This is a genomic window from Arthrobacter sp. zg-Y820 (assembly GCF_030142155.1).
Lineage (GTDB): Bacteria > Actinomycetota > Actinomycetes > Actinomycetales > Micrococcaceae > Arthrobacter_B.
The window spans coordinates 2923576-2946962 of record NZ_CP126247.1; the positions used below are offsets into that span (position 1 = coordinate 2923576).

A 23387-nucleotide genomic window follows, 5' to 3' on the forward strand; every position below is an offset into this window, starting at 1 on the left:
GTGTTCTGCCTTCCGGGTTTCTGGGAAATTCAGGTTGAGGGGCTCTTAGCAACAGCAACGGCAAGGGCCTGTGCTATTCCCGCCGGCGTGGGCTGCTGCGCCACAGCCTGCGGGCTCACGCCCAGCTCGGTCATCCGGGCGGCGGTGCTGTCCCCGATGGCGACAAGCAGCGTGCCCGGCGGAACCGGCGCGCACTGCCGCAGAAAGCGGGTGGCAATGCTGGGCGAGGTCAGGACGACGGCGCGCGGACCGGCCGGCGCCCCGGCCAGGAATTCCTGCGGGGTGAGCAGGCGGCTTCCGCCGGCCGCGCCGTCGTCGGCTGCCGGGGTGAAGCGCACGCCCGCCGCCGGGTAGTCGACAGTGCAGTAAGCGGTGACCGTGCGGACGTCCCAGCCGAGCCCGGTCAGGGCGTTGGACAGTGCCGGATCGGCCAGGTCGGCCTGGGGCAGGAGGATCCGCAGGGCACCGCCCTCGGGATCGGACGCTGAGGGGTGGGGCCAGGATTCTGCCAGCCCGCGGGCGGACTGGTCACCGTCGGGCATCAGGTCAACGTCCAGCCCGATGTCTTCGAGGGCCTGCCGTGTGCCTGCTCCCACGGCAGCGACGCAGGTTCCGGACGGGATGGCGGTGGGCACCGGCACCCCGAGCGCGGCGCAGCGCCGGACCATGGCCCGGACCGTTGTCACGCTGGTGAAGACCACCCACGCAAAACGTCCGGACCGCAGTGCCTTGAGCGCCCGGTCCAGCTCGGTGGTGTCCTCGGGGAACTGGAAATCGATCAGCGGCATCAGGTCCACGGCCGCGCCCCGCTCGGCGAGTTCGGCGGCCATGGCGGCCGCCCGGTCCGGAGTGCGCGGGAGGACCACTGTCAGTCCCGCGAGCTCCGGCCGGGGTTTCCTGGCTGCCACGTCAGCAGCTCCGGGAACGGCGCATCAACTGACCGCGAGGTCCGTCAGGGACGCCGCGCCGGCGGCGAGCAGGTCTTCGGCGAGGCGGATGCCCAGGGAGCGGGCACCGTCTTCGTCCAGCACCGCGGTTGCGGCCGAACGCCGCATAACCCGCGTTCCGTCGTCGCTGCACACCACGGCTTCCAGCTGCAGCCGCGTCTCGGTCAGCGTGGCCAGGGCGCCGATCGGTGCGGTGCAGCCGGCCTCCAGCCGGTTCAGCAGCGCCCGTTCGGCGGTCACTGTCAGCCGGGCGGCATTGTTGTCGTAGGCCGCAAGAGCACGGCTCAGCGGACCGTCGGCGGCGTCGGAGCTCCGGCACTCCACGGCGAGGGCGCCCTGGCCCGGAGCCGGCAGCATCACCGAGGGGTCCAGGAATTCCGAGACCATCTCCAGCCGGCCCAGGCGCGCCAGTCCCGCAGCCGCCAGGACGACGGCGTCGAGGTCGCCGGGGGCGCCCTCCACGAGGCCGGCGACCCGGCCCAGCCGGGTGTCGACGTTGCCGCGGATATCAACCACTTCCAGGTCCGGACGCGCGGCGCGCAGCTGCGCGGCCCGGCGCGGGGATCCGGTGCCCACACGGGCGCCCTGCGGAAGCTGGGCCAGGATCAGGCCGTCCCGGGCGCAGAGCGCGTCACGAACGTCCACCCGGGTGGGAATCGCGCCGATGGCAAGGCCCTCGGCCGCCCCGGTGGGCAGGTCCTTAAGCGAGTGCACGGCAACGTCGCAGTCCCCGCGCAGCAGCGCGTCACGCAGCGCGGCGACGAAAACGCCGGTGCCGCCGATCTGCGAGAGAGCGGCGCGGTTGATGTCCCCCTCAGTCCGGATCCGGACCAGTTCGACGTCGAAGCCGCCCAGGTCGGACAGTGCATTGGCCACGGTCGTGGTCTGGGTGACGGCCAGGGCGCTGCCCCGGGTCCCGATCAGAACGGGCGACTGCGCCACTACTGGACACCCACTGTGGAGTCGGCGCCGGCGATCGTCGGCTTCTCTCCGCGCAGGTTGGCGCAGCAGCCGGGGCGGCAGACGTCGTACCAGGGACCGAGTTTCGTCACGGCCGGGCGGTCGGCGATGTTGTGCTCCGCCGTGCGCTCGGACAGGAGGTCCACGAGGCCGGAAACGAACGTCTCATGGATGCCGGGGGTGGGTGTGCGGTGCGCCGCCAGGCCCAGGTCCCGGCAGGACTGCATGGCTTCGGTGTCGAGGTCCCAGAGGACTTCCATGTGGTCGCTGACAAAGCCCAGCGGAACAATCACGGCACCGCGGACGCCCTTGGCCGGCAGTTCGGCGATGGCATCGTTGATGTCCGGTTCCAGCCAAGGGGTGTGCGGGGATCCGGAGCGGGACTGGTACACCAGCTGCCAGTCCAGGCCCGCCGCTTCGGGGATGCGGTCGATGATCGCGCGGGCGTTGGCAAGGTGCTGCGCCACGTAGGCGCTGCCTTCCTCGAACTCGCGGTCGCGCGGCCCGGAAGCTTCGGCGTCGGCGGTGGGGATGGAGTGGGTGGAGAAGAGGATTTCAATCTTCCCGCCGTCCTCCCCGCGTTCGGCCAGCTGGCCGCGGACGTTGGCGATGGACTCGCGGACGCCTTCAACGAACGGCTCCACAAACCCGGGGTGGTCGAAGTACTGGCGGACCTTGTCCACCTGCAGCTTCTTGTCCAGGCCGGTGGCCAGCAGGTTCATGCCCAGGTCTTCGCGGTACTGGCGGCAGCTCGAGTAGGAGGAGTACACGCTGGTGGTGACCATCAGCAGGCGCCGGTAGCCGGTGTCGTAGGCCTCCTGCAGCACGTCCTTGATGTACGGCGCCCAGTTGCGGTTGCCCCACAGCACCGGGGTGTCGATGCCGCGGCGCTTCAGCTCGGCTTCGAGCGCCGCTTTCAGCGCGCGGTTCTGCTCGTTGATGGGGCTGATGCCGCCGTTGGCGCGGTAGTGCGTGGCCACCTCTTCGAGACGCTCGTCGGGGATGCCGCGGCCGCGGGTGACGTTGCGCAGGAAGGGGATGACGTCTTCCTGTCCTTCGGGGCCGCCGAAGGAGGCCAACAGGATGGCGTCGTAGTGCTTCGGCGCCATCCGGCCGTTGTCGTCAACGCCGTCAAACGGGTCGAAGGCCGCGGGCTCGTTGCCGGCCTCGTTGGTGGGGGAAGTCATTATTTCAGCACCTCGGCAACTTCGGCGGCGGCGATGCGCCGGCCGGTGTAGAAGGGAATTTCTTCGCGGACGTGATTGCGGGCCTCGGTGGAGCGCAGGTGGCGCATCATATCCACCAGGTCGGTCAGGTTCGGGGCCTCGAGGCCCAGGATCCACTCCCAGTCACCCAGGGCGAAGGAGGCCACGGTGTTGGCCAGGACCTGGGGGAATTCACGGCCGAGCATGCCGTGGTCGCGCAGCATCTTGCCGCGTTCCTCGGCCGGCAGCAGGTACCACTCGTAGGAGCGGACAAACGGGTAGACGCAGATCCAGGTTTCGGGAGCGATGCCCCGGGCGTAGGAGGGCCAGTGGTTCTTGGAGAACTCGGCATCCCGGTGCACGCCCATGGCCGACCAGACGATTTCAGTGCCGGCGAACAGGCCCGAGCGGCGGATCTCGCGGACGGCGGACTGCAGGTCTTCGGCGCGGCCGCCGTGCAGCCACACCATGATGTCGGCGTCGGCGCGCATGGCCGACACGTCGTACAGCCCGCGCAGGGTGACCTGCCGGCCGGCGAGCTCCTGCGTGAGGGCCTCGAAGGCCCTGGTGTTTTCTTCGGTGTCGGCAGCGTCAGCGCCGGCTCCGCCCGCCGCAGACCGCTTGAAAACGGTCCAGAGGGTAAAGAACTGTTCTTCGTTAACGGCTGTTTCTTCGGTGCTCTGACCCATGGGCTCACTCATGATTAACAGTCTGCCCTTCCGGGCAGGCTTAGACGAAATACTCCACTTCTACTTGGTGTAGAAGTGGCTAATGTCACAACTGGTCCAGCTGCTCCACCAGACCGGACATCCGGGTGCGGGTGTCGGCGGTGACGGCGGCCAGTCCGGTGCCGGCCAGCCATGCTCCGACAACTTCCAGCCCGGGAACCGCGTCGACGGCGGCACGGACCGAGGCGACCCGGTCCCGGTGCCCGACGGCGGCGGAGGGAAGTGCCCCCACCCACCGGACCACATCCCAGCCGACGACGTCGTCAACGCCCAGTGGAACCTGGAGCAGCACCGAGGCGTCGGCCAGCGCCTGAGCGAAGAGATCGTCGTCGTCCCGTTCCACCGGGCTGGGCCGGGCTGACGCCGCGTCTGCCGCGCTGAGCGCCCGCCCGTAGGACAGCCGCAGCACATGGGTGCCCGGTCCGGTGGAGTCCGCAAGCCACTGCCACTTGGCCGTGGCATGGGTCAGGGCTTTCGCATCCACGCCCTGAACGTCTTCGGCCACGAGGACACCGGTGCCGCGGGGATGGGCGTCAAGGTCCGGCTGGTCGATGACCAGGGTCACGAGTGCGACGCCGGGGCCCGGGCCCGGGCGGGCGGCGGCGAGTTCCGGCACGGTGCCGGCGAGCAGGTCCACGGCGGCGGGACCGTCGGTTGCCACCACGAGCGCGTCCGCGGACAGGGTGCGTCCGGCAGCGGAAACGGTCCATCCGGCGCCGTCGCGTGCCACCGAGTCCACGGCCACACCGGTATCCACCTTGACGCCCCGGGCCGCGAGATCCTCCTCCAGAGCGCGGCTGAGCCTGCCCATGCCGCCGGCAAGGCCGGCAACAGCGGAGCCGGCGGGCGCCGAGGCGCGCAGGGACCCCACAGCCGCAGCCAGCGACCCGTGCTTGGCCAAGGCCGCGCGCAGCCCGGGAGCTACGGAGTCCACGTCCAGGACGTCCGGATCCGACGAATAAACGCCGCCCACAACGGGTGCCACCAGCCGGCGCAGCACTGCATCACCCATCCGGGCGCGGACCACCTCGCCGAGGCTGACGCTTTCCCTGCGGGCCAGGGCACCGACGGGCAGGATCTTGTCCAAGGCCGCCCGGGCGGCGCCGGCCCGCCCGATGGCCCGGACGATTTCAGGTGCCCGGGGATCGGCGGGGATGCCGAGCAGGCCGCTCTGCGGCATCCGCTGGGCGGCGGCAGCGACGTCCTCGCCGGCGAGCTGCAGCCAGGCACCGTCCCGGTTGGGGCTTACGACGGCGTCGCCCAGGCCCAGTTCCCCGATCAGCTCGGGAACGGCCGGCGAACGGGTGGCGAAGGATTCCGCTCCGCTGTCCAGGGTCAGGCCGGCGACGGAGTGGGTGCCCACGCAGCCGCCCACGGCAGCGCCGGCTTCCAGCAGCGTCACGGCAAGGCCGCCGCGGGCCAGGTCGCGGGCCGCAATCAGGCCGGAAATTCCGCCGCCAACCACCACGGCGCTCCGAGCCGGGACGGGGAGTTCCGCTGCTTCAGTCTCGGGGTTGGATTTCCGGGAAACCGGGAAATGGGGAAGAACCGGACGGTGCGGCATGGTTACGGCTCCACCGAGTGGATCAGCTCGACAATACGGGTCAGGACGTCCGGATCGGTGTCCGGCGGGACGCCGTGGCCCAGGTTGACGACGTGGCCGGGGGCTCCGGCTCCGGCCGCCAGCACTTCGCGGACGTGTGCCTCCAGCACGGGCCAGGGGGCTTCCAGCAGTGCGGGGTCGATATTGCCCTGCAGCGGCGTGGTTCCGCCCAGCCGGCGGTTGGCCTCATCCAGCGGCAGCCGGTAGTCCACGCCGACCACGTCGACGCCGACGTCGCGCATGGCACCGAGCAGCTCGGAGGTGCCGGTGCCGAAGTGCACCAGCGGAGCGCCCAGATCCCGGACGTGGTCCAGCGCCCGCGCCGAGGCCGGCGCGACGTGGCGGGTGTAATCGGCCAGGCCCAGGGATCCGACCCAGGAGTCGAACAGCTGCCCGGCGCTGGCGCCGGCCTCCAGCTGGGCACGCAGGAACATGCCCGAAGCATCAGCTGCCCAGGAGGTCAGGGCCTGCCAGGTGTCCGGATCCGCATGCATCATGGTCCGGGGGCCCAGATGGTCGCGGGACGGCTTGCCCTCCACCATGTAGGCGGCCAGCGTAAACGGGGCTCCGGCAAAGCCGATCAGGGGCGTTGTGCCGAGTTCGGCCACGGTGAGGCGGACAGCTTCACGGATCGGCTCCAGGGCCTCCTCGGTCAGCGTCGGCAGCGCAGCGACATCGGCCGCCGTGCGCACCGGTGAACCCAGGACCGGCCCGACGCCGGGAACAATGTCGACGTCGACGCCTGCCAGCTTGAGCGGGATGACAATATCCGAGAAGAAAATCCCCGCATCAACGTCATGCCGACGAACCGGCTGCAGGGTAATTTCCGAGGCCATGGCCGGATCCAGGCAGGAATCCAGCATTGCGGTCCCTTCCCGCAGTTTGCGGTATTCCGGAAGCGACCTGCCGGCCTGACGCATAAACCAGACCGGTCGGCGGGACGGAATTCCCCCGCGGTACGCAGTAATCAGAGGGGAATCGGCCGTGCGGCCATCCATGAGCGGATGAGAGGCGCTAAGAGTCATACCCTGATTCTCTCCAAAATCCGGCCCGAACGATAACCAGCCGCTCCGGCGGTGCCCGCGCAGACCCCCGAGGTGACGGGAAACACCTCGAAAAGGGCCCAGGTTAGGGGCGCCTATTGAGGGTACGGCGGCAGCGGTGGCTAGTATTGACTCACTGTGGTTCTACTTTCCCTTATTGCGACGCACTCCGATGTTGATCTGGAGACTGTTGCCCGCCTAAGCGCCGGCGCGTCCCAGGTCTCTACTTCCCTGCTCGAAACCGGGTCGGCGGTGTCAGGCTCAGTTGTCCTGGCAACCTGCAACCGGTTCGAGGTCTATTGCGAGGCCAAGTCGGAGGCGGACATTGAAGCTGCCCGCTCCGCCGTCGTCGCAGAAATCAGCCGCCACTCGGGACTGAACAAGGACCTCGTTTCGCGCTCCTTCACCACGAACACCGGCGAATCGGTTGCCAAGCACCTGTTCGCCGTCGGCGCAGGCCTGGACTCCGCCGTCGTGGGCGAACGCGAAATTGCCGGCCAGGTCCGGCGGGCACTGATCGAAGCCCAGGAAAAAGGCACCGCCAGCGGCGGCCTGACCCGGCTTTTCCAGACCGCATCCCGCACCGCCAAGGATGTCGGCGCCCTGACTGCCCTGGGCAAACGGGGGCTGTCCATTGTGTCGGTCGCCCTGGAACTGGCCACCGACCTTTCCGTGGACATCGACTGGCGGAACAAGTCAGTGGTCGTGTTCGGCACCGGCGCCTACGCCGGCGCCACCATGGCACTGCTCAAGGAACGCGGCTGCACCGAGATCAGCGTTTACTCCTCCTCCGAGCGCGCCGAGTCCTTCACGGCTTCCCGCGGCGGCACTCCGCTGACACGGGATTCCCTTCCCGCAGCCCTGGCCGCTGCCGACGTCGTGATCGGCTGCAGCGGCAGCGACAGCCAGGTCAGCGCCAAGGACATCCGCCGCGTGCGGGCCCACAGCAACAAGCCGCTGATCATCATCGACCTGGCCCTGACACATGATTTCGAGCCCGCCGTGCGCGAAGTGGACGGCGTGGACCTGATCACCCTGGAATCGGTGCGCCTTGCCGCGCCGGCCGAGCAGGCCGAATCACTGAAGCAGGCCAGCGGCATCGTGGCCGACGCCGCCAAGCAGTTTTCCGAGCTCCAGCTGAGCCGGCAAATGGATTCGGCGATCGTGGCGCTGCGCCGGCACACGCTGAATGTCCTGGACTCGGAACTGGAAAAGGTCCGCGCCCAGCACGGCTGCACCGGTGCTGCTGAGGAAGTGGAATTCGCCATGCGCCGCATGGTCAAGCAGCTGCTACACGTGCCCACGGTCCGCGCCCGCGAGTTGGCTGCCAGCGGCCAGCAGGACGACTACATCAAGGGACTCGAAGCCCTCTTCGGCATCACCCCGGACCAGCCGGTCACGCGCCGGCCCGCCGCCCCCGCGCACGGCAGCCTGCCGGCCGGGCACGCCGGAATTGCCTCGATCGACGACTCGGACACGGCGGAATCCGCCTAGCCGGATCTCAGCGCCGGCTTCTCAGTTCTCCGGCATTTCAGTACACCGGCTTGGCCGGTTCGATTTCCCGCACCCACTCCAGGATTCCGCCGGACACATTAAATACGTCGGTGTAGCCCTGCCCCAGGAGGAAGGCCGCCACTTCGGCCGACCGCACCCCTGATTTGCAGTGAACGTACAGCTCCCGCCCGCGCTCCGGAAGGTTCTCCCCCGAGAGGATTCCTGCCCGCGGCATCAGCAGCGCTCCGTCGATGCTCACGATCGCGTGCTCGCCGGGCTCCCGGACATCCAGCAGGTCGAAGTCCCGGGCACCGGCCAGCCGCGCGGCAAGCAGCCGCTGCAGGTCATGGACTCCCACAGCAGGCACCTGGGCACCGCTCCCCCGGCCGGCGCCGCTTCCTTCCGGCAGGCCGCAGAAAGCCTCATAGTCGATCAGCTCGGTGACCGGCACTGCCGCCGGGTCCTTCCGCACCCGGATCTCCCGCCAGACCATGTCCAGGGCATTGAGCACCAGGACCCGTCCCAGCAGCGTCACCCCGGTGCCGGTGATCAGCTTCACGGCCTCATTGACCATCACCGCGCCGATCTGCGCGCACAACACACCCAGCACCCCGCCCTCGGCGCAGGAAGGTACCGAACCCGGCGGCGGAGCCTCGGGGTAAAGGTCCCGGTACGTCGGGCCGTGCTTTCCCCAAAAAACACTCACCTGGCCGTCAAAGCGCAGGATGGAACCCCAGACATAGGGTTTGCCCAGGATCTCGGCGGCATCGTTCACCAAGTAGCGGGTCGCGAAGTTGTCGGTGCCGTCCAGGATCAGGTCGTAGCCGGCAAAGATGTCCACCGCGTTGGAGGCGTCCAGCCGCACCGGATGCAGCCGGACCTCGACGAGGGGGTTGAGTTCCAGGACGCTGCGGCGGGCCGACTCCGCCTTGGAGCTGCCGACGTCGGAGACCCCGTGGATCACTTGGCGCTGCAGGTTGGAGGCCTCCACCGTGTCGTCGTCCAGGATGCCCAGGGTTCCCACCCCTGCGGCCGCCAGATACAGCAGCGCCGGCGATCCCAGCCCGCCGGCGCCGATCACCAGGACCCGGGCATTCTTCAGGCGCTGCTGCGCCTGCATGCCGAATTCAGGCAGAATCAAATGCCTGGAATATCGAAGGGTTTCCTCGCCCGTAAGCCCTGCCGCAGGCTCGACCAGCGGCGGCAGTGCGGTCTGAAGCTCAGTCATGGCTCCCAATCTAGTACCCAATCGCGCCGCGGAACCTTTCGCGCTTATTACCCGCGGGTAAACTGAAGTCCGTTCTCCGGGCGCTTCGGCCCGGTGTTGTTGAGAGGTCCAAACACGTGAGCAACCAGCAAACCGGCAAAGCAACCCGGCTCCCCCGGGAGGAACGCCGCCGCCAGCTGCTGAGCGCCGCGCAGGAGGTCTTTGTCAGCAACGGCTTCCACGGAGCCGCCATGGATGACATCGCCGAAGCGGCCCGTGTCAGCAAACCCGTGCTCTACCAGCATTTTCCCGGCAAGCGCGAGCTGTATCTGGCGCTGTTGGAGAACCATCTGGGAACACTGACGGAGTTCCTTACGTCGGCGCTGAACTCCACCACTGACAACAAGCTGCGCGTCCGGGAAACGATGCGGGCATACTTCCGCTTTGTGGCGCAGGACAGCCAGGGCCACCGGCTGGTGTTCGAATCCGACCTGACGAACGATGCGGAGGTCAGCGCCCGGATCGAGGAGTTTAATGCCCGCTTCGCCAGCAGTATTGCCGGCGTGATCGCTGAGGACACCAAGCTTTCCCCCGTGGAAGCCACCCTGCTGGGCCGGGCGCTTGCCGGAATGGCGCAGGTCAGCGCCCGCTATTGGCTGGAGACTAACGGAGACCTGGACATCGATGCGGCCTCCGAACTCATTTACCGTTTAGCTTGGCGCGGAATCAGCCGGTTCCCCAAGGAGATCTAGAGTAGATTTCGAACCGGATACGTTCATTAATACAGGAGGCACCACGGTGGAAGTAAAAATCGGTATTCAGAATGTTGGGCGCGAAATTGTCTTTGAGTCGAGCCAGAACGCCGACGCCGTTGCCGATGTGGTGGCAGAGGCCCTGACCGCGCAGAAGGAACTGCGCCTGAAGGACGACAAGGGCCGTCTCATCATGGTTCCGGCCGGTGTGATCGGCTATGTGGAAATTGGTGCCGAAGAGGTTCGGCGCGTCGGCTTCGGCGCCCTGTAGCCTCCGAACCGGAAGACAGGAAGATGACCAGCCTGATCGTCACCGCCCTAGCCTCATTGGCGGTCGGTTTCGTCGTATGGGGCGCTGACCGGCGCCGGTCCCGCTACGGCATCTTCCTGCTCCCGGGGCTGGCCCTGGTTGCCGGCATGCTGTCCTGGATCCTCCTGCAACTGGCCGGCGCCGGTTCGGATCCTGACCTGCACTGGCTCGTCTGGGTTCTTCCTCCGGTAATCGGCGCCGTCGGTGCCGTTGGCACGGCGCTTGTCCTGGGCCCGGCGCGCGAGGCGCGGGATACGGCGGAACTGGAGCGGGTGCTGCGGTCCTAGCCCCGGAACTGCCCCGGTCCGGCGCGTGAGGCCAGCAGGGATCTCAGGTCGCACGGTCAGGCAGTGAGCCCGAGCCTGCTCATGCGGCGCGAGTGGTTGCGCGTGAGGGCGGCAAAGAGGTTCTTGACCTCATCCTCGTAAAGGCCCTGATCCGTGTCCTGCAGCAGTCCGCCCAGAACAGCACGCTCCAGGACCACGCGCTGCGCCTGGGTCAGGGCTTCGCCCACCAGCCGGCGGCCCCACAGGGCCAGGCGCGAGGACAGCCGGGGATCATCCGCCAGCGCCTGCTGAAGCCGCGCCTCAAGGACCGCCCCCGTTGGTTCTGCTTCCTGCAGCCCAAGCACCAGATCCGCCGTCGCCGGGTCCAGGCGCGCAGCCACCGATTGATAGAAGTCATCGGAAATGGCGTCCGTGACGTAGAACTTCATCAGCGACTCAAACCAGTCAGCGGGACGGGTCCGGTCATGGAAGGCGTCCACCGACGGCTGGAACGGCCGCATCGCCGCCTCGGGATCCAGACCCAGCGACTGAAGGTGGCCCGTCACCCGTTCATAGTGTTCATACTCGCGCACGGCGAGCCGGCCCAGGACCGTGCGGTCATGCAGTGTTGGGGAAAACCGGGCGTCGGAGGACATGCGCTCGAACGCTGACAGCTCCCCGTAGGCCATGACGCCGAAGAGGTCCGACAGGAAGCGTCGGTACAGCTCCGCGGGGTCAAGCGAAGGGTCCGGAATCTCCGGGCCGGAAGTGGCAACTGGCTCGGGGCGTGTCCGGTTAGTCATGGATCCCAGCGTACCGCCGGTGCCCCGCCGGGACCGCACCGGCGGGCGCAGGCCACAGCGGACCCCTCCGACCTGCCGCCTGCCTTCCAGCTGCCTTTTCACCGAAAGAACAGGCTGCCGCCCGGCCGCACGCCGCACCCGCTGCCAATGCGCGGTCACCGGCGACCACCGGGTAGACTTGGAGGGTAGTAAAAGGATGCCCGGTCGTCTGATAGACCTTAGCCAGACCCGCAATACCTACGCGATCTTGATATTTTTGGCCGCCTCCCGTGCCCGATGCACCGCGGCGGACCTGCAGTTGTTAGCCCGCGATCGGCTTCCGCTGGACGCATCATGCGCGTGCCACCCGCTCCGGTATGGGCTTTGACAGCCACTCGTCGAGCATGGCGCCGCGATGCCTAACTGAACGGTATTTAATTGAACACTGAACTTACCCAGGTGGACGACAACCGCCACCTCACCGCGGACGACAGCAACGAAGCTCTGACCGTCGCCGAGACCCTTGCCACTTCACAGGCGGCAGCTGAAATTCCGGACCTGACCTTCGCCGATTTCGGTGTCCGCTCCGACATCGTGGAGTCGCTGGCCGAGGCCGGGATTACCCATCCCTTCCCGATCCAGTCCATGACGCTTCCGGTGGCTCTGGGCGGCCACGACATCATTGGCCAGGCCAAGACCGGTACCGGCAAGACACTCGGCTTCGGCATTCCCGCCATCCAGCGCGTCATCGCCCCGGACGACGAAGCGTACGCCTCCCTCGCCGTGCCCGGCGCACCGCAGGCCCTGATCGTCGTCCCGACCCGCGAGCTCGCCGTCCAGGTGGCCGGCGACCTCTCCACCGCAGCGAAGCGCCGCGGCGCCCGGATCGTCACGATTTACGGCGGACGTGCGTACGAACCGCAGATCGAGTCCCTGGCCGCCGGCGTGGAGATCGTCGTCGGAACCCCCGGACGCCTGATCGACCTGTACAACAAAAAGCACCTGTCGCTGAAGAACGTCCGCATCGTCGTCCTCGACGAAGCCGATGAAATGCTGGACCTGGGCTTCCTGCCCGACGTCGAGACCCTGATGGCGGCCACCCCCGCCGTCCGCCAGACGCTGCTGTTCTCGGCCACCATGCCCGGCGCCGTCGTCGCCATGGCGCGCCGCTACATGACCAAGCCCACGCACATCCGCGCCGCCGATCCCGACGACGAGGGCCTGACTAAGAAGGACATCCGCCAGGTTGTCTACCGCGCCCACAACCTCGACAAGAGCGAAGTGGTATCCCGCATCCTGCAGTCCAAGGGCCGCGGCCGCACCATCATCTTCACCAAGACCAAGCGCACGGCCGCCAAGCTGTCCGAGGAACTGGCCGACCGCGGCTTCGCCGTAGCCGCCATGCACGGCGACCTGGGCCAGGGCGCCCGCGAACAGGCCATGCGTGCCTTCCGCAACGAGAAGGTGGACGTTCTCGTCGCCACCGACGTCGCGGCCCGCGGCATCGACGTCGACGACGTCACCCACGTCATCAACTACCAGTGCCCCGAAGACGAGAAGACCTACCTGCACCGCGTGGGCCGCACCGGCCGCGCCGGCAACAAGGGCACCGCGGTGACCTTCGTGGACTGGGACGACGTCCCCCGCTGGGGACTGATCAACAAGGCCCTGGGCCTGGACCAGGCCGAGCCGGTGGAAACGTACTCCTCCTCCCCGCACCTGTACACCGACCTGGACATCCCCGAGGGCACCAAGGGCCGGCTGCCGCGCAACAAGCGCACTCTGGCCGGCATCGGCGCCGAAAAGATCGAGGACCTGGGCGAAACCGGAAAGAAGAACGCCGCGGCCCCCGCCCGCGACGGTTCCCGCGGCAGCGACCGCTCCCGCGGCGGCACGCGCGGTGACCGCCCCCGCGGCAGTGACCGCACACGCAGCAGCGACCGGCCGCGGTCGGAGAAGCGCGACAGCCCGCGCCGCTCCGACGACTCCGCAGCCGCGCCCGCCCAGAAGGCCGAGGCGCCGGCAGCGGTTGCCGCGGACAGCGCTGCCGGCCGTCCCCGCCGGACCCGCACCCGCCGCCGCAACGGCGAAGTGGTGGGCGACGCCGCACCCGCCGCCGAATAGCCGGGCAGCGCCACAGCCCATGAGCACACCCCTTTGGTCGCCGGACGGCAGGTCGCTGGTGGTGCACGCGGACAACGCCGTGTTCCTGCCCACCCTGCCCGACGGCGCCTTCACCATGATCTACGTGGATCCTCCGTTCAACACCGGCCGGTCCCAGCGGCGGCAGCAGACCACCATGGTCCGCAGCGCCGACGGCAGCGGCGACCGCGTCGGGTTCAAGGGCCGCAGCTACAGCACGGTCAAGGGCCTGCTCTCCAGTTACGACGACGCGTTCGAGGATTACTGGGCGTTCCTGGAACCGCGCCTGGCTGAAGCCTGGCGGCTGCTGGCCGACGACGGAACCCTGTACGTGCACCTGGACTACCGGGAGGTGCACTACGCGAAGGTCATGCTCGATGCCCTTTTCGGCAGGGACTGCTTCCTCAACGAGATCATCTGGGCCTACGACTACGGCGGACGGGCGAAGAACCGCTGGCCCGCCAAGCACGACAACATCCTGGTGTATGTGAAGAACCCTGCCGCGTACCACTTCGACAACGCCGAGGTGGACCGTGAGCCGTACATGGCCCCGGGGCTGGTCACCCCCGAGAAGGTGGCGCTGGGCAAGCTGCCGACGGATGTCTGGTGGCACACCATTGTGTCGCCCACCGGCAAGGAAAAAACCGGCTATCCCACGCAGAAGCCCGAGGGACTGCTGCGCCGCACGGTGGCAGCCAGCAGCCGCGAGGGCGACTGGGTTCTGGACTTCTTCGCCGGTTCCGGAACGCTCGGCGCCGTCGCTGCGAAGCTGAACCGCAGGTTTGTTTGCGTGGATGCCAACCCGCAGGCCATCGAGGTGATGGCCAAACGGCTGGGGCATGCCGCGGATCTGGTGCCGAGCGAGGCGGTGGCTGCCGCGTCAGCTGCGGCAGCTGCGGCAGCCGCCGCTGTCGCTGCCGGCGCGGTGACGGCAGAGGCCGTCAGTTAGCTCCCGTTGCCGTGGACAAAAAGTCCTAGGGCGAAATCACTGGGGATCCGGTGGCCAGCGCCGTGATTTGCTCCAGTACGTCCGGTGCCGTGGTGAATTCTCCCAGCAGATTGGGCTTGCCCGTTCCGTGGTAATCGCTGGAGCCGGTGACCAGCAGGGAGTTCTTTGCCGCCAGCTGCCGCAGCCAGGCGCGGCCCTCCACCGGGTTGTCCCGGTGGTCGGCCTCGACGCCAAGCAATCCGGCGTCGATCATGTCGGCGAAGGTCTGCTCACCGACCACCCGGCCCCGGGAGGATGCCACCGGATGGGCGAACACCGGCACGCCCCCGGCCTCCCGAATCAGTTCGACGGCGCGGGCCGGGTCCGGGGCGTAGTGCGCCACAAAGTAGCGCGAGCGGGCGGTGAGGATGCCTGAGAACGCCGCGGAGCGGTTCGGCACCACGCCTGCGGCAACAAGGGCGTCGGCAATGTGCGGCCGCCCGATGGTCGCCCCCGGCGCCACATGCTCCTGGACCAGCTCCCAGTTGATGGGAAAGTCTTCAGCCAGCCGCTGCACCATCAACTCCGCCCGCGACACCCGGGCCGAGCGTGACCGGGCGATCTCTGCCAGCAGCCCGGGATGCGCGGGATCGTGCAGATAGGACAGAACGTGGACGCTGATGCCTTCGCTGCTGCGGCAGGACACCTCCATGCCGGGCACCAGAGTCAGGCCAATGCTGCGGGCCGCCTCCCCGGCGTCCGCCCAGCCGGCGGTCGAGTCATGGTCAGTCAGGGCAACGACGTCCAGTCCGGTTTCCTTGGCGGACTTCATGACGGCCGCCGGCGGCTGGGTTCCGTCGGAGACTGTTGAGTGCGTATGCAGGTCGATTCTCACCTCATCAATCTACTTGGTTCCGCCACACCCGATGCTCCTGCGGCACGGCAGCGCAGCCCGGGATGTTTGGCCGCCCCGGCTGCTCAGTGAGACCATGGAAGAGTGACTACTGATGCGAATCCACTGACCACCGCCGATGCGTCCGGACTCGAGGAGCTGTCCGAAGGGCAGCCCCTGGATGACCGCGTAAACAACCGTTCGCAGAAGCCCTCCAACGAAGCCTACAAGGCCTTCATGGCCACGGGCTGGGCCGATGACGACGCCGCACTTCCGGCCCGTGCAGAAGTCGCCGCGCACGCGGCTCAGCGCCGCCGTGCACTCTCGGAGCGCTTCCCGGGCGAACGCCTGGTGATCCCCGCCGGCCCGCTGAAGGTCCGTTCCAACGACACCGATTACCGCTTCCGGCCGCACTCCGGCTTTGCGCACATGACGGGACTGGGGCTGGATCAGGAACCGGATGCCATTCTCGTGCTGGATCCGGTGGAGCCGGGCACCGGCGACGACGGCGGCAACCACACCGCGGTCCTGTACTTCCGTCCGCTGGCCGGCACCGACAGCGAGGAGTTCTACTCCAACGCCCGCTACGGCGCGTTCTGGATCGGCTCCCGCCTGGGACTGGAGCAGGTCAGCGCCCTGCTGGACCTGCCGACCCGCCACTTGGACGAAGCCGAAACCGCCATCACCTCCAACGTCGGCGACCCGAAGTTCGGCGGCATCTCCGTCCGCCTGCTGCGCAAGGTCGACGAAATGGTCGACGCCCTGGTGGACACCGTCCGCTACAACACCGCCATGGATCCGGAAAACGTGGACCTCAGCGCACTCGATGCCCTCGACGGCGAACTGACCGAGGCGCTGTCCGAACTTCGCCTGATCAAGGACGAATGGGAAGTGGAGCAGATGAAGGCCGCCGTGGCAGCCACTGTCAACGGCTTCACCGAGGTGATCAAGGCGCTGCCCCGTGCCATCTCCCATCCGCGCGGCGAACGCGTCGTTGAGGGTGCGTTCTTCGCCCGTGCACGCGAAGAAGGCAACGACCTCGGCTACGACACCATCGCCGCCGCCGGCAACAACGCCACGGTCCTGCACTGGATCCGCAACAACGGCACGGTAAACGCCGGCGAACTCCTGCTCCTGGACGCAGGGGTGGAAGCCGACAGCCTCTACACCGCAGACATCACCCGCACGGTTCCGGTCAACGGCAGCTACTCCCCCGTGCAGCGCAAGATCTACCAGGCCGTCCTGGACGCAGCGGACGCAGGCTTCGCCGCCGCCAAGCCCGGCGCCAAGTTCCGCGACGTCCATGCCGCAGCTGTCCGGGTGCTGGCCGAGCGCCTCGACAGCTGGGGCTTGCTTCCGGTTCCGCTCGAGGAAGCACTCTCCAGCGAAGGCCAGCAGCACCGCCGCTGGATGCCGCACGGCACCAGCCACCACCTTGGCATGGACGTCCACGACTGCGCGCAGGCACGCAAGGACCTGTACCTGGACGGCATCATCACCGAGGGCATGGTCTTCACCATTGAGCCCGGCCTGTACTTCAAGGACGAGGACCTGACCGTCCCCGAGGAATACCGGGGCATCGGCGTTCGGATCGAGGACGACATCCTGATCACGGCCGACGGTCCCGTCAACCTCAGCGCTGCCCTGCCGCGCAATCCCGAGGACGTCGAAAACTGGATGGCTGGCCTGTACGCCGCTGAATAGCGCCGGCCCGCCGGAATGGCCCAAGCCGCCTGAATAAACCAGGTTGCCGGGAACCAGCAGAGGCTCCGCACCCCTTGGGTGCGGAGCCTCTGCTGTTGGCTGTAGCCGGTTGCTAGCGGTTGCTGCCGGTGCTGCTGTTCCCGTTTTCTGCACCGTTGCTGCTGTTCTGCCCGTCGGCGCTGTTCTGCTGCGGTTCGGCCGAATCCGCCGAATCCGCCGGTGCCTCCGGTGCCGGCGGAAGCCGCACCCCGTACTGCGGTCGGCCGTCGGGAAGATCCGGGAACTGGCCGCGGGGCACGGTTCCGGCGGAGTCCGGTGCTGCAGATGCGCCGTGGGTGCCGCCGGCCCCCTGCTGTCCCGCGTCGGGCTGGCCCGCCGGGGCCTGCGGCTGGCCGGTCGCCGCGCCGTAGGGATTGGCCCAGCTTGCCGGACGGTCCGGAGCTGCGCCCTGGCCGCCCTGCGGCGGAGTCTGCCCCTGGTACGGCGGCGTGCCCTGGTATGGGGGCCGGTTCTGCGGAGGCTGGGGATGGCCGTGCTGCCCGATCATCGGCAGCTGCTGCAGCAGCCGACGGGCGTCATTGGCGGCCTGCGGGGCAACAATCACGTCATAGCTGGTGGCGACGACCTGGCTGATGGACGTGAAATCCCGCCGGCCGCGCTGCATGGCGTAGGCCAGCACCCCGAACAGCAGCCAGAAGGCCGCGCCCAGCGCCATGGAGGGAATCAACGACAAGTAGGATTCCCCGCCGGCAAACAGCATCAGGGCCAGTCCCACAAACAGGCCAAACCAGGCGCCGGTCGCGGCCGAGGACAGCGCCACCTTCGGGTAGGACAGACTGCCGGTCACCCGCTCCACTGACTTCAGCTCATTGCCGATGATCGAGACCATCTGGACGGGAAACTTGCTGTCTGCCAGATAGTCCACCGCTTTCTGGGCGTCCAGGTAGGCCGTGTAGCGGCCCACCGTTTCTCCCTGGGGCAGGCTGCGGCCTTCATCGCGTGGCGGCTTTGAACCGAAAAGGTTAGACATCCTCCCATTCTGTCCCACTTGGCGCTCCGGCGGAGGGTGTATCGCTTGAAGTGAACGGCGCCCCGCGTCCCTTCCCAACTGCCGGCGCGTTCGCTGCCGGGTCCTGCGGCCGGAGCCGAACCCAAATACGGCGGAAGCGCCGGGCACCCCGTAGCCTTGGAATGTGAGCAAAAATCCTACCCGCGTCTTCATTGCACGCCTGCTCGGCCTCGACGTCTTCGACCCCCTGGGTGACCGTCTGGGCCGGCTGCGTGACGCCGTCGTGCTCGACCGCGGCCCCGGCCGGCCGCCGCAGGCCGTTGGCATTGTGGTGGAAGTTCCCGGAAAAAAGCGGGTGTTCGTTCCCATCACCCGCATCACTTCCATGGACCCGGGGCAGATCATCTGCACCGGCCTCGTGAATCTCCGCCGTTTTGAGCAGCGCGGAGCGGAGATGCTGGTGGTGGCCGAGCTCTTCGACCGCAAGGTCGTGCTGCGTGATGGCAGCGGCGAGGCAACCATCGAAGACATTGCCATTGAGCAGAACCGCGCCGGCGACTGGCACGTGTCCAACCTGTTCGTCCGGCGGGGCGGTTCGCAGCCGCGGCTGCGCTCCCTGCGCCGGCGCGGCGAGCCAATCATCATCGATTGGACGGACATCTATCACTGGGACATCAGCGGGCCGCAGGCCGCCACCCAGTTCGTTGCGCAGAATGATGACATGAAGGCCGCGGACTTCGCCGAGGCGCTGCATGAGATGAGCGGCAAGCGCCGCATCGAAGTGGCCAGCGAGCTGCAGGATGAACGCCTGGCCGACGTCCTGCAGGAACTGCCGGACGATGACCAGGTGCAGATCCTTCAGTCACTGGACGTGGAGCGTGCCGCCGACGTCCTCGAGGAGATGGATCCCGACGACGCCGCTGACCTCCTCAATGAGCTGCCCGAGGAGCAGAAGGAAGAGCTGCTGCAGCTCATGGAGCCCGAAGACGCCCGTGACGTGCGGCGCCTGATGCAGTATGAGGAGGACACCGCCGGCTCGCTGATGACGCCGGTACCGGTGATCCTGCCGCCGGAGGCGACAGTGGCCGAAGCGCTGGCGCATGTGCGCCGTGAGGAACTGACTCCCGCCCTGGCTTCCTCGATCTATGTGTGCCGGCCGCCGCTGGAGACGCCCACCGGGCGGTATCTCGGCGTCGTGTACATCCAGCAGCTGCTGCGTGCGGCTCCTCCGGAAGCGCTGGGGAATATCCTTGATACAGATCTGGAGCCGGTCCGGGACCACGCGAGCATCAGCGAAGTGTCCCGGATGCTCGCCACCTACAATCTCAACTCGCTGCCCGTCGTGAACGACGGCGGCCGACTGGTGGGGGCGGTGACGGTGGACGATGTCCTGGACCACTTGCTCCCCGATGACTGGCGCTCCGACGACGCCCCGACTGATGCAAAGCAGGGAAGGACACATGGCTGAAAGAGTGAAGTCCCAAACCAACGGCCTGGATACCCCCCGGACCGCCCGCACCCGCTGGCTGCCCCGGCTCTCTCCGAATCCGGACGCCTTCGGCAGCGCCACTGAGAACTTTGCCCGGTTCATGGGGACGCCCGCGTTCCTGGTGTACATGACGGTTTTTTGTGCGCTCTGGCTGATCTGGAACACCTGGGGGCCGGAACCGCTGCGGTTCGACAATGTCGCGCTGGGCTTTACGCTGCTGACCCTCATGCTGTCCCTTCAGGCCTCCTACGCCGCCCCGCTGCTGTTGCTGGCGCAGAACCGCCAGGATGACCGCGACCGGGTCTCGGTCCGCCAGGACCGCGAACGCGCTGAACGCAACCTGATGGACACCGAGTACCTGACCCGGGAGATCGCTGAGCTGCGGATCACCCTGCGCGAGGTTGCCACCCGCGATTACGTGCGCTCCGAACTCCGCAGCCTCCTTGAGGAACTGCTGGAGGCCAACGAGGCACCCGATGAGAGCCACGCACGCCGCGGAAACCGGCGGCGCACCGATGCGGCCGGTTCCACCGACAGCATGCCCAAACTCAATCCCGGCGGAAGGGAAAACTAAGGCGTGGCAGCAGCGCAGCTAACGGCGGACCGCGCCCTCGCGGCCCTGGACTCGGTCCTGGACCCCGAACTCCGGCGTCCCATTACGGAACTGGGGATGGTCAGCAAAGTTTCAGTGGACGACGACGGCGTCGCCTCCGTTGGCATCCTGCTGACCATCGCCGGGTGCCCGCTTCACGAGACCATTACCGCCGACGTCGAACGCGTCCTCGCCGGGGTGGAGGGCATCACCGGGATCCGCGTTGATCTGGGCGTCATGAGTGCCGAGCAGCGGGCGGCCCTGAAGGAACAGCTGCGCGGACCCGGCGGGGCCAAAGACATTCCGTTCAACCGGCCCGGCTCCCTGACCCGGGTCTATGCGGTGGCCAGCGGCAAGGGCGGCGTGGGCAAGTCCAGCGTCACGGTGAACCTCGCCGCCGCCATGGCCGCCTCCGGTCTCCGCGTGGGGATCGTGGACGCCGACGTCCACGGGTTCTCCATTCCGGGGCTGCTCGGCATTACCCAGCCGCCCACGCGGGTGGACGAAATGATCCTGCCGCCCGTGGCGTACGGCATCAAGACAATTTCCATCGGCATGTTCGTGGCCGGCAACGCTCCGGTCGCGTGGCGGGGGCCGATGCTGCACCGGGCGCTGGAGCAGTTCCTGACGGACGTGTACTTCGGCGACCTCGACGTGCTGTTCCTGGACCTTCCCCCGGGCACCGGAGACATTGCCATTTCCGTGGCCCAGCTGCTGCCGCAGTCGGAAATCCTCGTGATCACCACTCCCCAGGCAGCCGCCGCCGACGTCGCCGAACGCGCCGGGTCCGTCGCATCCCAAACCGGGCAGAGCGTGGCCGGAGTTATCGAAAACATGTCCTGGCTGCAGCTGCCCACCGGCGAACGGATGGAACTCTTCGGTTCAGGCGGCGGGGAGATCGTGGCCAAGCGGCTCAGCGATGCACTGGGCAAGGAGATTCCACTGCTGGGCAGCATCCCGCTGGACGTTGATCTGCGCACCGGCGGTGATGCCGGAGCACCCGTGGTGCTCTCTGAAGCCGCCGCCGCGGAGGGGTCGGCAGGCGCGGAGCTGCGGCGCATCGCCGCTTCGCTCGCTCGTCGGCCGCGGGGACTCTCCGGCCTGAAGCTGGACGTCACGCCGCGCTGACCGGCAACCGCTGAGCGGCGGCTTCGGGTCTTAGGTCGCTTCAGTATCGAAGGGTGCCCGTTCTCCGGTCTTCAACCGCATCAGCGGCGTGACGGCGGGAGGCGAGGAGGGTGCGGCCGTGCGTTCGGCTCCCGGCCGGGTGTTTCCCCGGGGTGCCGCCGGCTCGGGGCGCGCGCTGACGGGTTTGACGGCATCCTCGAAATCGTCGATCAGGGCTTCCTTGATGATCCGCCGCGGATCGTACTGCCGCGGATCAAGCTTGCGCCAATCCACTTCGTCAATTTCAGGTCCCACCTCTTCACGGAGCTGGTCCCGCGCTCCGGTGGCCATGCGCCGCAGTTCACGGACAAGCCGGGCCAGCTGGGAGGCGTATTCCGGCAGGCGTTCCGGGCCAAGCACCACCACGGCGAGGAGGGCCAGCACTAGCAGCTCATAGCCGTTGATTCCGATCACCTGTGAAGACTACCTTTCCCGCACCGTTGCAGGCCACTCGCCGGCCGGACCGGCAGCCGAACGAAGATCCCGCTCAAGACTATGCCCCCGCGCCGGTCATCGCGGAAAGCCCGCGCTGGATCCGTTCCCAGACGCCCTGAGCTGTATCGGGGGTGTGCAGGACCAGCCTGGAGGACTCGCTGAGGGAGATCTCACTGACGGCCTGATCCAGGACGTCGCCGGACGGAGCCGCGGAAACGGTGTAGGTTACCCGCCGCGAGGCCACCACTGCTTGGTGGGGACGCTGCGGATGGAACCAGACGTCGGGACGGCCCGGTCCGGATTCCTGCTCCTGGAGGATGAAGCCCTCGTCAAGGACCGAATGCCCGCTGATTCCGTCGATCGCCGGCCCCCGGGCACCGCTGTCGGATCGGGCTTCGTGGATGGTTACCGTGCTCCCCTGCCCTTCCAGCGTCATGACGACGGCGGGCTGTCCGGCGATGCGGGCCGAATGTGCCGCCACCAGCGACATTCCCTCGGCCTGCAGTTCGGGGCAGGCCCAGCCGCGGGTCCGCAGTGCGTCGATCTGCTCACGGGTCAGTTGGTTCGCCTCGCCGCCGGTGACCTCACTCCACCCGGAGGCCAGGCCGGGCGCCGACGCATTCAGGGAAGGATCCGGGGACAATCCGCCCAGCAGGTACGCCGTGGAGAGGACCAACCCGACGGCCGCGATTGCGCCGGCGGCAAACATCAGGCCGAGGTGCCGGGTCCCGCCTCCGTGGTGCCCCGCCCCGGCGGCGTAACCGTTCTCCGCTCCGGGAGCGCCCATCTGCGGGGTTTGTTCGATTCGCCCGCGAAGCTCCGGGCCGGGTTCCGGGATCTGCGCCGAGCGCATGCGGCTCCGGCGGCGGCGTTCCCGTGCGGCTTCGGCCCGGCACTGGTCGCACCGCGAGAGGTGCGTCTCTACGGCCGCAGTGGTGGCGGGGCCGGCCGTGTTGTCCAGATACTCCTGCAGAAGGCGTTTGGGATGGCGCATGGGTCAGTTGGCGCCCGCCACGCGTGGAAGGGCAAGCCGGGATCCGGTCCTCCGCTGCTGCGGGTCGCGGTGCGCCAGCTTCTCCTTCAGCATGGTCCGTCCCCGGTGAATGCGGGAGCGGACCGTTCCAAGTTTGACGCCTAGCGCGCGGGCTACCTCGTCGTAGGAAAGCCCCTCCAGATCGCACAGCACCACGGCGGCGCGGAAGTCCGGGGGAAGTTCGTCCAGGGCGCGGACAATATCCACATCCAGGTTGTTGAATTCGAAGCTGCGCTCCGGACCGGGGCCATTGCTGGGCAGTCGGCTCTCGGCTTCATCGCTCATGCCGTCAAAGCGGATCCGGCTCTTGCGGCGGGCCTGGTCGAGAAACAGGTTTGTGGTGATGCGGTGGAGCCAGCCGTCCAAGGTGCCGGGCTGGAAGTTCGCCAGTGAGCGGAAGACACGGACAAACACTTCTTGGGTGAGGTCCTCGGCGTCGTGCCGATTTCCAGTGAGCCGGTAGGCCAGGCGGTAGACTTTCGCTGAATGCGCCGTGACCACTTCCTCCCAGGTGGGCCTAACCCACTCGGAGTCAGCCGATCCGTCGGCTGCCATTGAGGGCGTCGTCGTCATGGTCTTCCCTCCTTCCGCTGATCTTTGCTTCCGCGCCGGGGCCGAACGGACCCCCGGGTTCTCTTTGCTGCATAATCCGCTTCTGTTTCCTGCATAATTATGTTGACCCATCAGTCTGGGAATTCT

The 23387-nt window shown here is 67.8% G+C and carries 23 protein-coding genes; 10 read left to right on the forward strand and 13 right to left on the reverse strand.

The annotated features are described in order from the left end of the window. Nucleotides 1–29: 29 nt before the first annotated feature. The 6 genes from QNO08_RS13195 to hemE all read right to left on the reverse strand — a co-directional run bounded on the left by QNO08_RS13195 (nucleotide 30) and on the right by hemE (nucleotide 6468). Entirely contained in the window at nucleotides 30–908 is an 879-nt protein-coding gene (locus QNO08_RS13195; RefSeq protein ID WP_229965002.1) for a uroporphyrinogen-III synthase, read from the reverse strand. Nucleotides 909–932: 24 nt separating this feature from the next. Then, nucleotides 933–1889 (reverse strand): hydroxymethylbilane synthase, encoded by a 957-nt coding sequence (gene hemC / locus QNO08_RS13200; RefSeq protein ID WP_229965001.1) that lies wholly within the window; start codon nucleotides 1887–1889, stop codon nucleotides 933–935. Further along, nucleotides 1889–3094, reverse strand: coding sequence for a ferrochelatase (locus QNO08_RS13205; RefSeq protein WP_442860468.1), 1206 nt, complete (start codon nucleotides 3092–3094; stop codon nucleotides 1889–1891). Before QNO08_RS13205 ends, hemC begins: the two co-directional genes overlap by 1 nt. Continuing rightward, nucleotides 3094–3813 carry a hydrogen peroxide-dependent heme synthase gene (gene hemQ / locus QNO08_RS13210; protein ID WP_229965000.1) on the reverse strand — a complete coding sequence of 240 codons (720 nt, stop codon included), beginning with the start codon at nucleotides 3811–3813 and terminating at the stop codon, nucleotides 3094–3096. The genes QNO08_RS13205 and hemQ overlap by 1 nt, the downstream gene beginning before the upstream one ends. Before the next feature lie 73 nt (nucleotides 3814–3886). Next, on the reverse strand, nucleotides 3887–5404 hold the full coding sequence (gene hemG / locus QNO08_RS13215; protein ID WP_229964999.1) for a protoporphyrinogen oxidase: 1518 nt from the start codon (nucleotides 5402–5404) through the stop codon (nucleotides 3887–3889). 2 nt (nucleotides 5405–5406) lie between these two features. Beyond that, nucleotides 5407–6468 carry a uroporphyrinogen decarboxylase gene (hemE, locus tag QNO08_RS13220; RefSeq protein WP_229964998.1) on the reverse strand — a complete coding sequence of 354 codons (1062 nt, stop codon included), beginning with the start codon at nucleotides 6466–6468 and terminating at the stop codon, nucleotides 5407–5409. A 156-nt stretch (nucleotides 6469–6624) separates the two neighbouring features. On the opposite strand from hemE, the gene QNO08_RS13225 reads away from it, so the two are divergent. Next, nucleotides 6625–7980 (forward strand): glutamyl-tRNA reductase, encoded by a 1356-nt coding sequence (locus QNO08_RS13225; RefSeq protein ID WP_229964997.1) that lies wholly within the window; start codon nucleotides 6625–6627, stop codon nucleotides 7978–7980. 37 nt (nucleotides 7981–8017) lie between these two features. On the opposite strand, the gene moeB is transcribed toward QNO08_RS13225, so the two are convergent. Further along, nucleotides 8018–9208, reverse strand: a complete 1191-nt coding sequence (gene moeB / locus QNO08_RS13230) for a molybdopterin-synthase adenylyltransferase MoeB (RefSeq protein ID WP_229964996.1) — start codon at nucleotides 9206–9208, stop codon at nucleotides 8018–8020. Between the two features lie 116 nt (nucleotides 9209–9324). Between moeB and QNO08_RS13235 the strand changes: the two genes are divergently transcribed. From QNO08_RS13235 to QNO08_RS13245, 3 genes are read left to right on the forward strand one after another with little or no spacing between them, the layout of a single operon-like run. Further along, nucleotides 9325–9939 carry a TetR/AcrR family transcriptional regulator gene (locus QNO08_RS13235; RefSeq protein WP_229964995.1) on the forward strand — a complete coding sequence of 205 codons (615 nt, stop codon included), beginning with the start codon at nucleotides 9325–9327 and terminating at the stop codon, nucleotides 9937–9939. 46 nt (nucleotides 9940–9985) lie between these two features. Next, a complete protein-coding gene (locus QNO08_RS13240) occupies nucleotides 9986–10210 on the forward strand; it encodes a DUF3107 domain-containing protein (RefSeq protein ID WP_229964994.1) in 225 nt (74 codons plus the stop codon). Nucleotides 10211–10233: 23 nt separating this feature from the next. After that, nucleotides 10234–10536: a hypothetical protein gene (locus tag QNO08_RS13245; RefSeq protein WP_229964993.1), complete on the forward strand. Its 303-nt coding sequence runs from the start codon at nucleotides 10234–10236 to the stop codon at nucleotides 10534–10536. A gap of 56 nt (nucleotides 10537–10592) precedes the next feature. Here the strand turns inward: QNO08_RS13245 and QNO08_RS13250 are convergent, their stop codons facing one another. Then, nucleotides 10593–11318, reverse strand: a complete 726-nt coding sequence (locus QNO08_RS13250; RefSeq protein ID WP_229964992.1) for a ferritin-like fold-containing protein — start codon at nucleotides 11316–11318, stop codon at nucleotides 10593–10595. A 483-nt stretch (nucleotides 11319–11801) separates the two neighbouring features. Here QNO08_RS13250 and QNO08_RS13255 point away from each other — a divergent pair, with 483 nt between their 5' ends. Next, entirely contained in the window at nucleotides 11802–13421 is a 1620-nt protein-coding gene (locus tag QNO08_RS13255; RefSeq protein WP_229965066.1) for a DEAD/DEAH box helicase, read from the forward strand. A gap of 19 nt (nucleotides 13422–13440) precedes the next feature. Continuing rightward, nucleotides 13441–14388 carry a DNA-methyltransferase gene (locus QNO08_RS13260; protein WP_229964991.1) on the forward strand — a complete coding sequence of 316 codons (948 nt, stop codon included), beginning with the start codon at nucleotides 13441–13443 and terminating at the stop codon, nucleotides 14386–14388. A 25-nt stretch (nucleotides 14389–14413) separates the two neighbouring features. Here QNO08_RS13260 and QNO08_RS13265 read toward each other — a convergent pair whose 3' ends face one another. Beyond that, on the reverse strand, nucleotides 14414–15262 hold the full coding sequence (locus tag QNO08_RS13265; protein ID WP_229964990.1) for a PHP domain-containing protein: 849 nt from the start codon (nucleotides 15260–15262) through the stop codon (nucleotides 14414–14416). 102 nt (nucleotides 15263–15364) lie between these two features. Here QNO08_RS13265 and QNO08_RS13270 point away from each other — a divergent pair, with 102 nt between their 5' ends. Next, nucleotides 15365–16963 carry an aminopeptidase P family protein gene (locus QNO08_RS13270; protein ID WP_442860467.1) on the forward strand — a complete coding sequence of 533 codons (1599 nt, stop codon included), beginning with the start codon at nucleotides 15365–15367 and terminating at the stop codon, nucleotides 16961–16963. A gap of 112 nt (nucleotides 16964–17075) precedes the next feature. On the opposite strand, the gene QNO08_RS13275 is transcribed toward QNO08_RS13270, so the two are convergent. Then, on the reverse strand, nucleotides 17076–17993 hold the full coding sequence (locus QNO08_RS13275) for a YflT domain-containing protein (RefSeq protein WP_229964989.1): 918 nt from the start codon (nucleotides 17991–17993) through the stop codon (nucleotides 17076–17078). 163 nt (nucleotides 17994–18156) lie between these two features. Here QNO08_RS13275 and QNO08_RS13280 point away from each other — a divergent pair, with 163 nt between their 5' ends. The 3 genes from QNO08_RS13280 to QNO08_RS13290 are packed head-to-tail and all read left to right on the forward strand — an operon-like array spanning nucleotide 18157 to nucleotide 21181. Further along, the gene (locus QNO08_RS13280; RefSeq protein WP_229964988.1) at nucleotides 18157–19440 is read left to right on the forward strand and encodes a magnesium transporter; all 1284 of its coding nucleotides are present in this window, start codon (nucleotides 18157–18159) and stop codon (nucleotides 19438–19440) included. Then, nucleotides 19433–20035, forward strand: coding sequence for a DUF1003 domain-containing protein (locus tag QNO08_RS13285; protein WP_229964987.1), 603 nt, complete (start codon nucleotides 19433–19435; stop codon nucleotides 20033–20035). Before QNO08_RS13280 ends, QNO08_RS13285 begins: the two co-directional genes overlap by 8 nt. Nucleotides 20036–20038: 3 nt before the next feature. Next, nucleotides 20039–21181, forward strand: a complete 1143-nt coding sequence (locus tag QNO08_RS13290) for an Mrp/NBP35 family ATP-binding protein (protein WP_229964986.1) — start codon at nucleotides 20039–20041, stop codon at nucleotides 21179–21181. Nucleotides 21182–21211: 30 nt separating this feature from the next. On the opposite strand, the gene QNO08_RS13295 is transcribed toward QNO08_RS13290, so the two are convergent. From QNO08_RS13295 to sigE, 3 genes are all read right to left on the reverse strand, one after another. Then, a complete protein-coding gene (locus QNO08_RS13295) occupies nucleotides 21212–21634 on the reverse strand; it encodes a twin-arginine translocase TatA/TatE family subunit (protein ID WP_229964985.1) in 423 nt (140 codons plus the stop codon). A gap of 79 nt (nucleotides 21635–21713) precedes the next feature. Beyond that, complete coding sequence (locus QNO08_RS13300; RefSeq protein WP_229964984.1) at nucleotides 21714–22649, reverse strand: zf-HC2 domain-containing protein; 936 nt, start codon at nucleotides 22647–22649, stop codon at nucleotides 21714–21716. A 3-nt stretch (nucleotides 22650–22652) separates the two neighbouring features. Continuing rightward, nucleotides 22653–23372 carry an RNA polymerase sigma factor SigE gene (gene sigE / locus QNO08_RS13305; RefSeq protein ID WP_442860466.1) on the reverse strand — a complete coding sequence of 240 codons (720 nt, stop codon included), beginning with the start codon at nucleotides 23370–23372 and terminating at the stop codon, nucleotides 22653–22655. Nucleotides 23373–23387 lie beyond the last annotated feature (15 nt).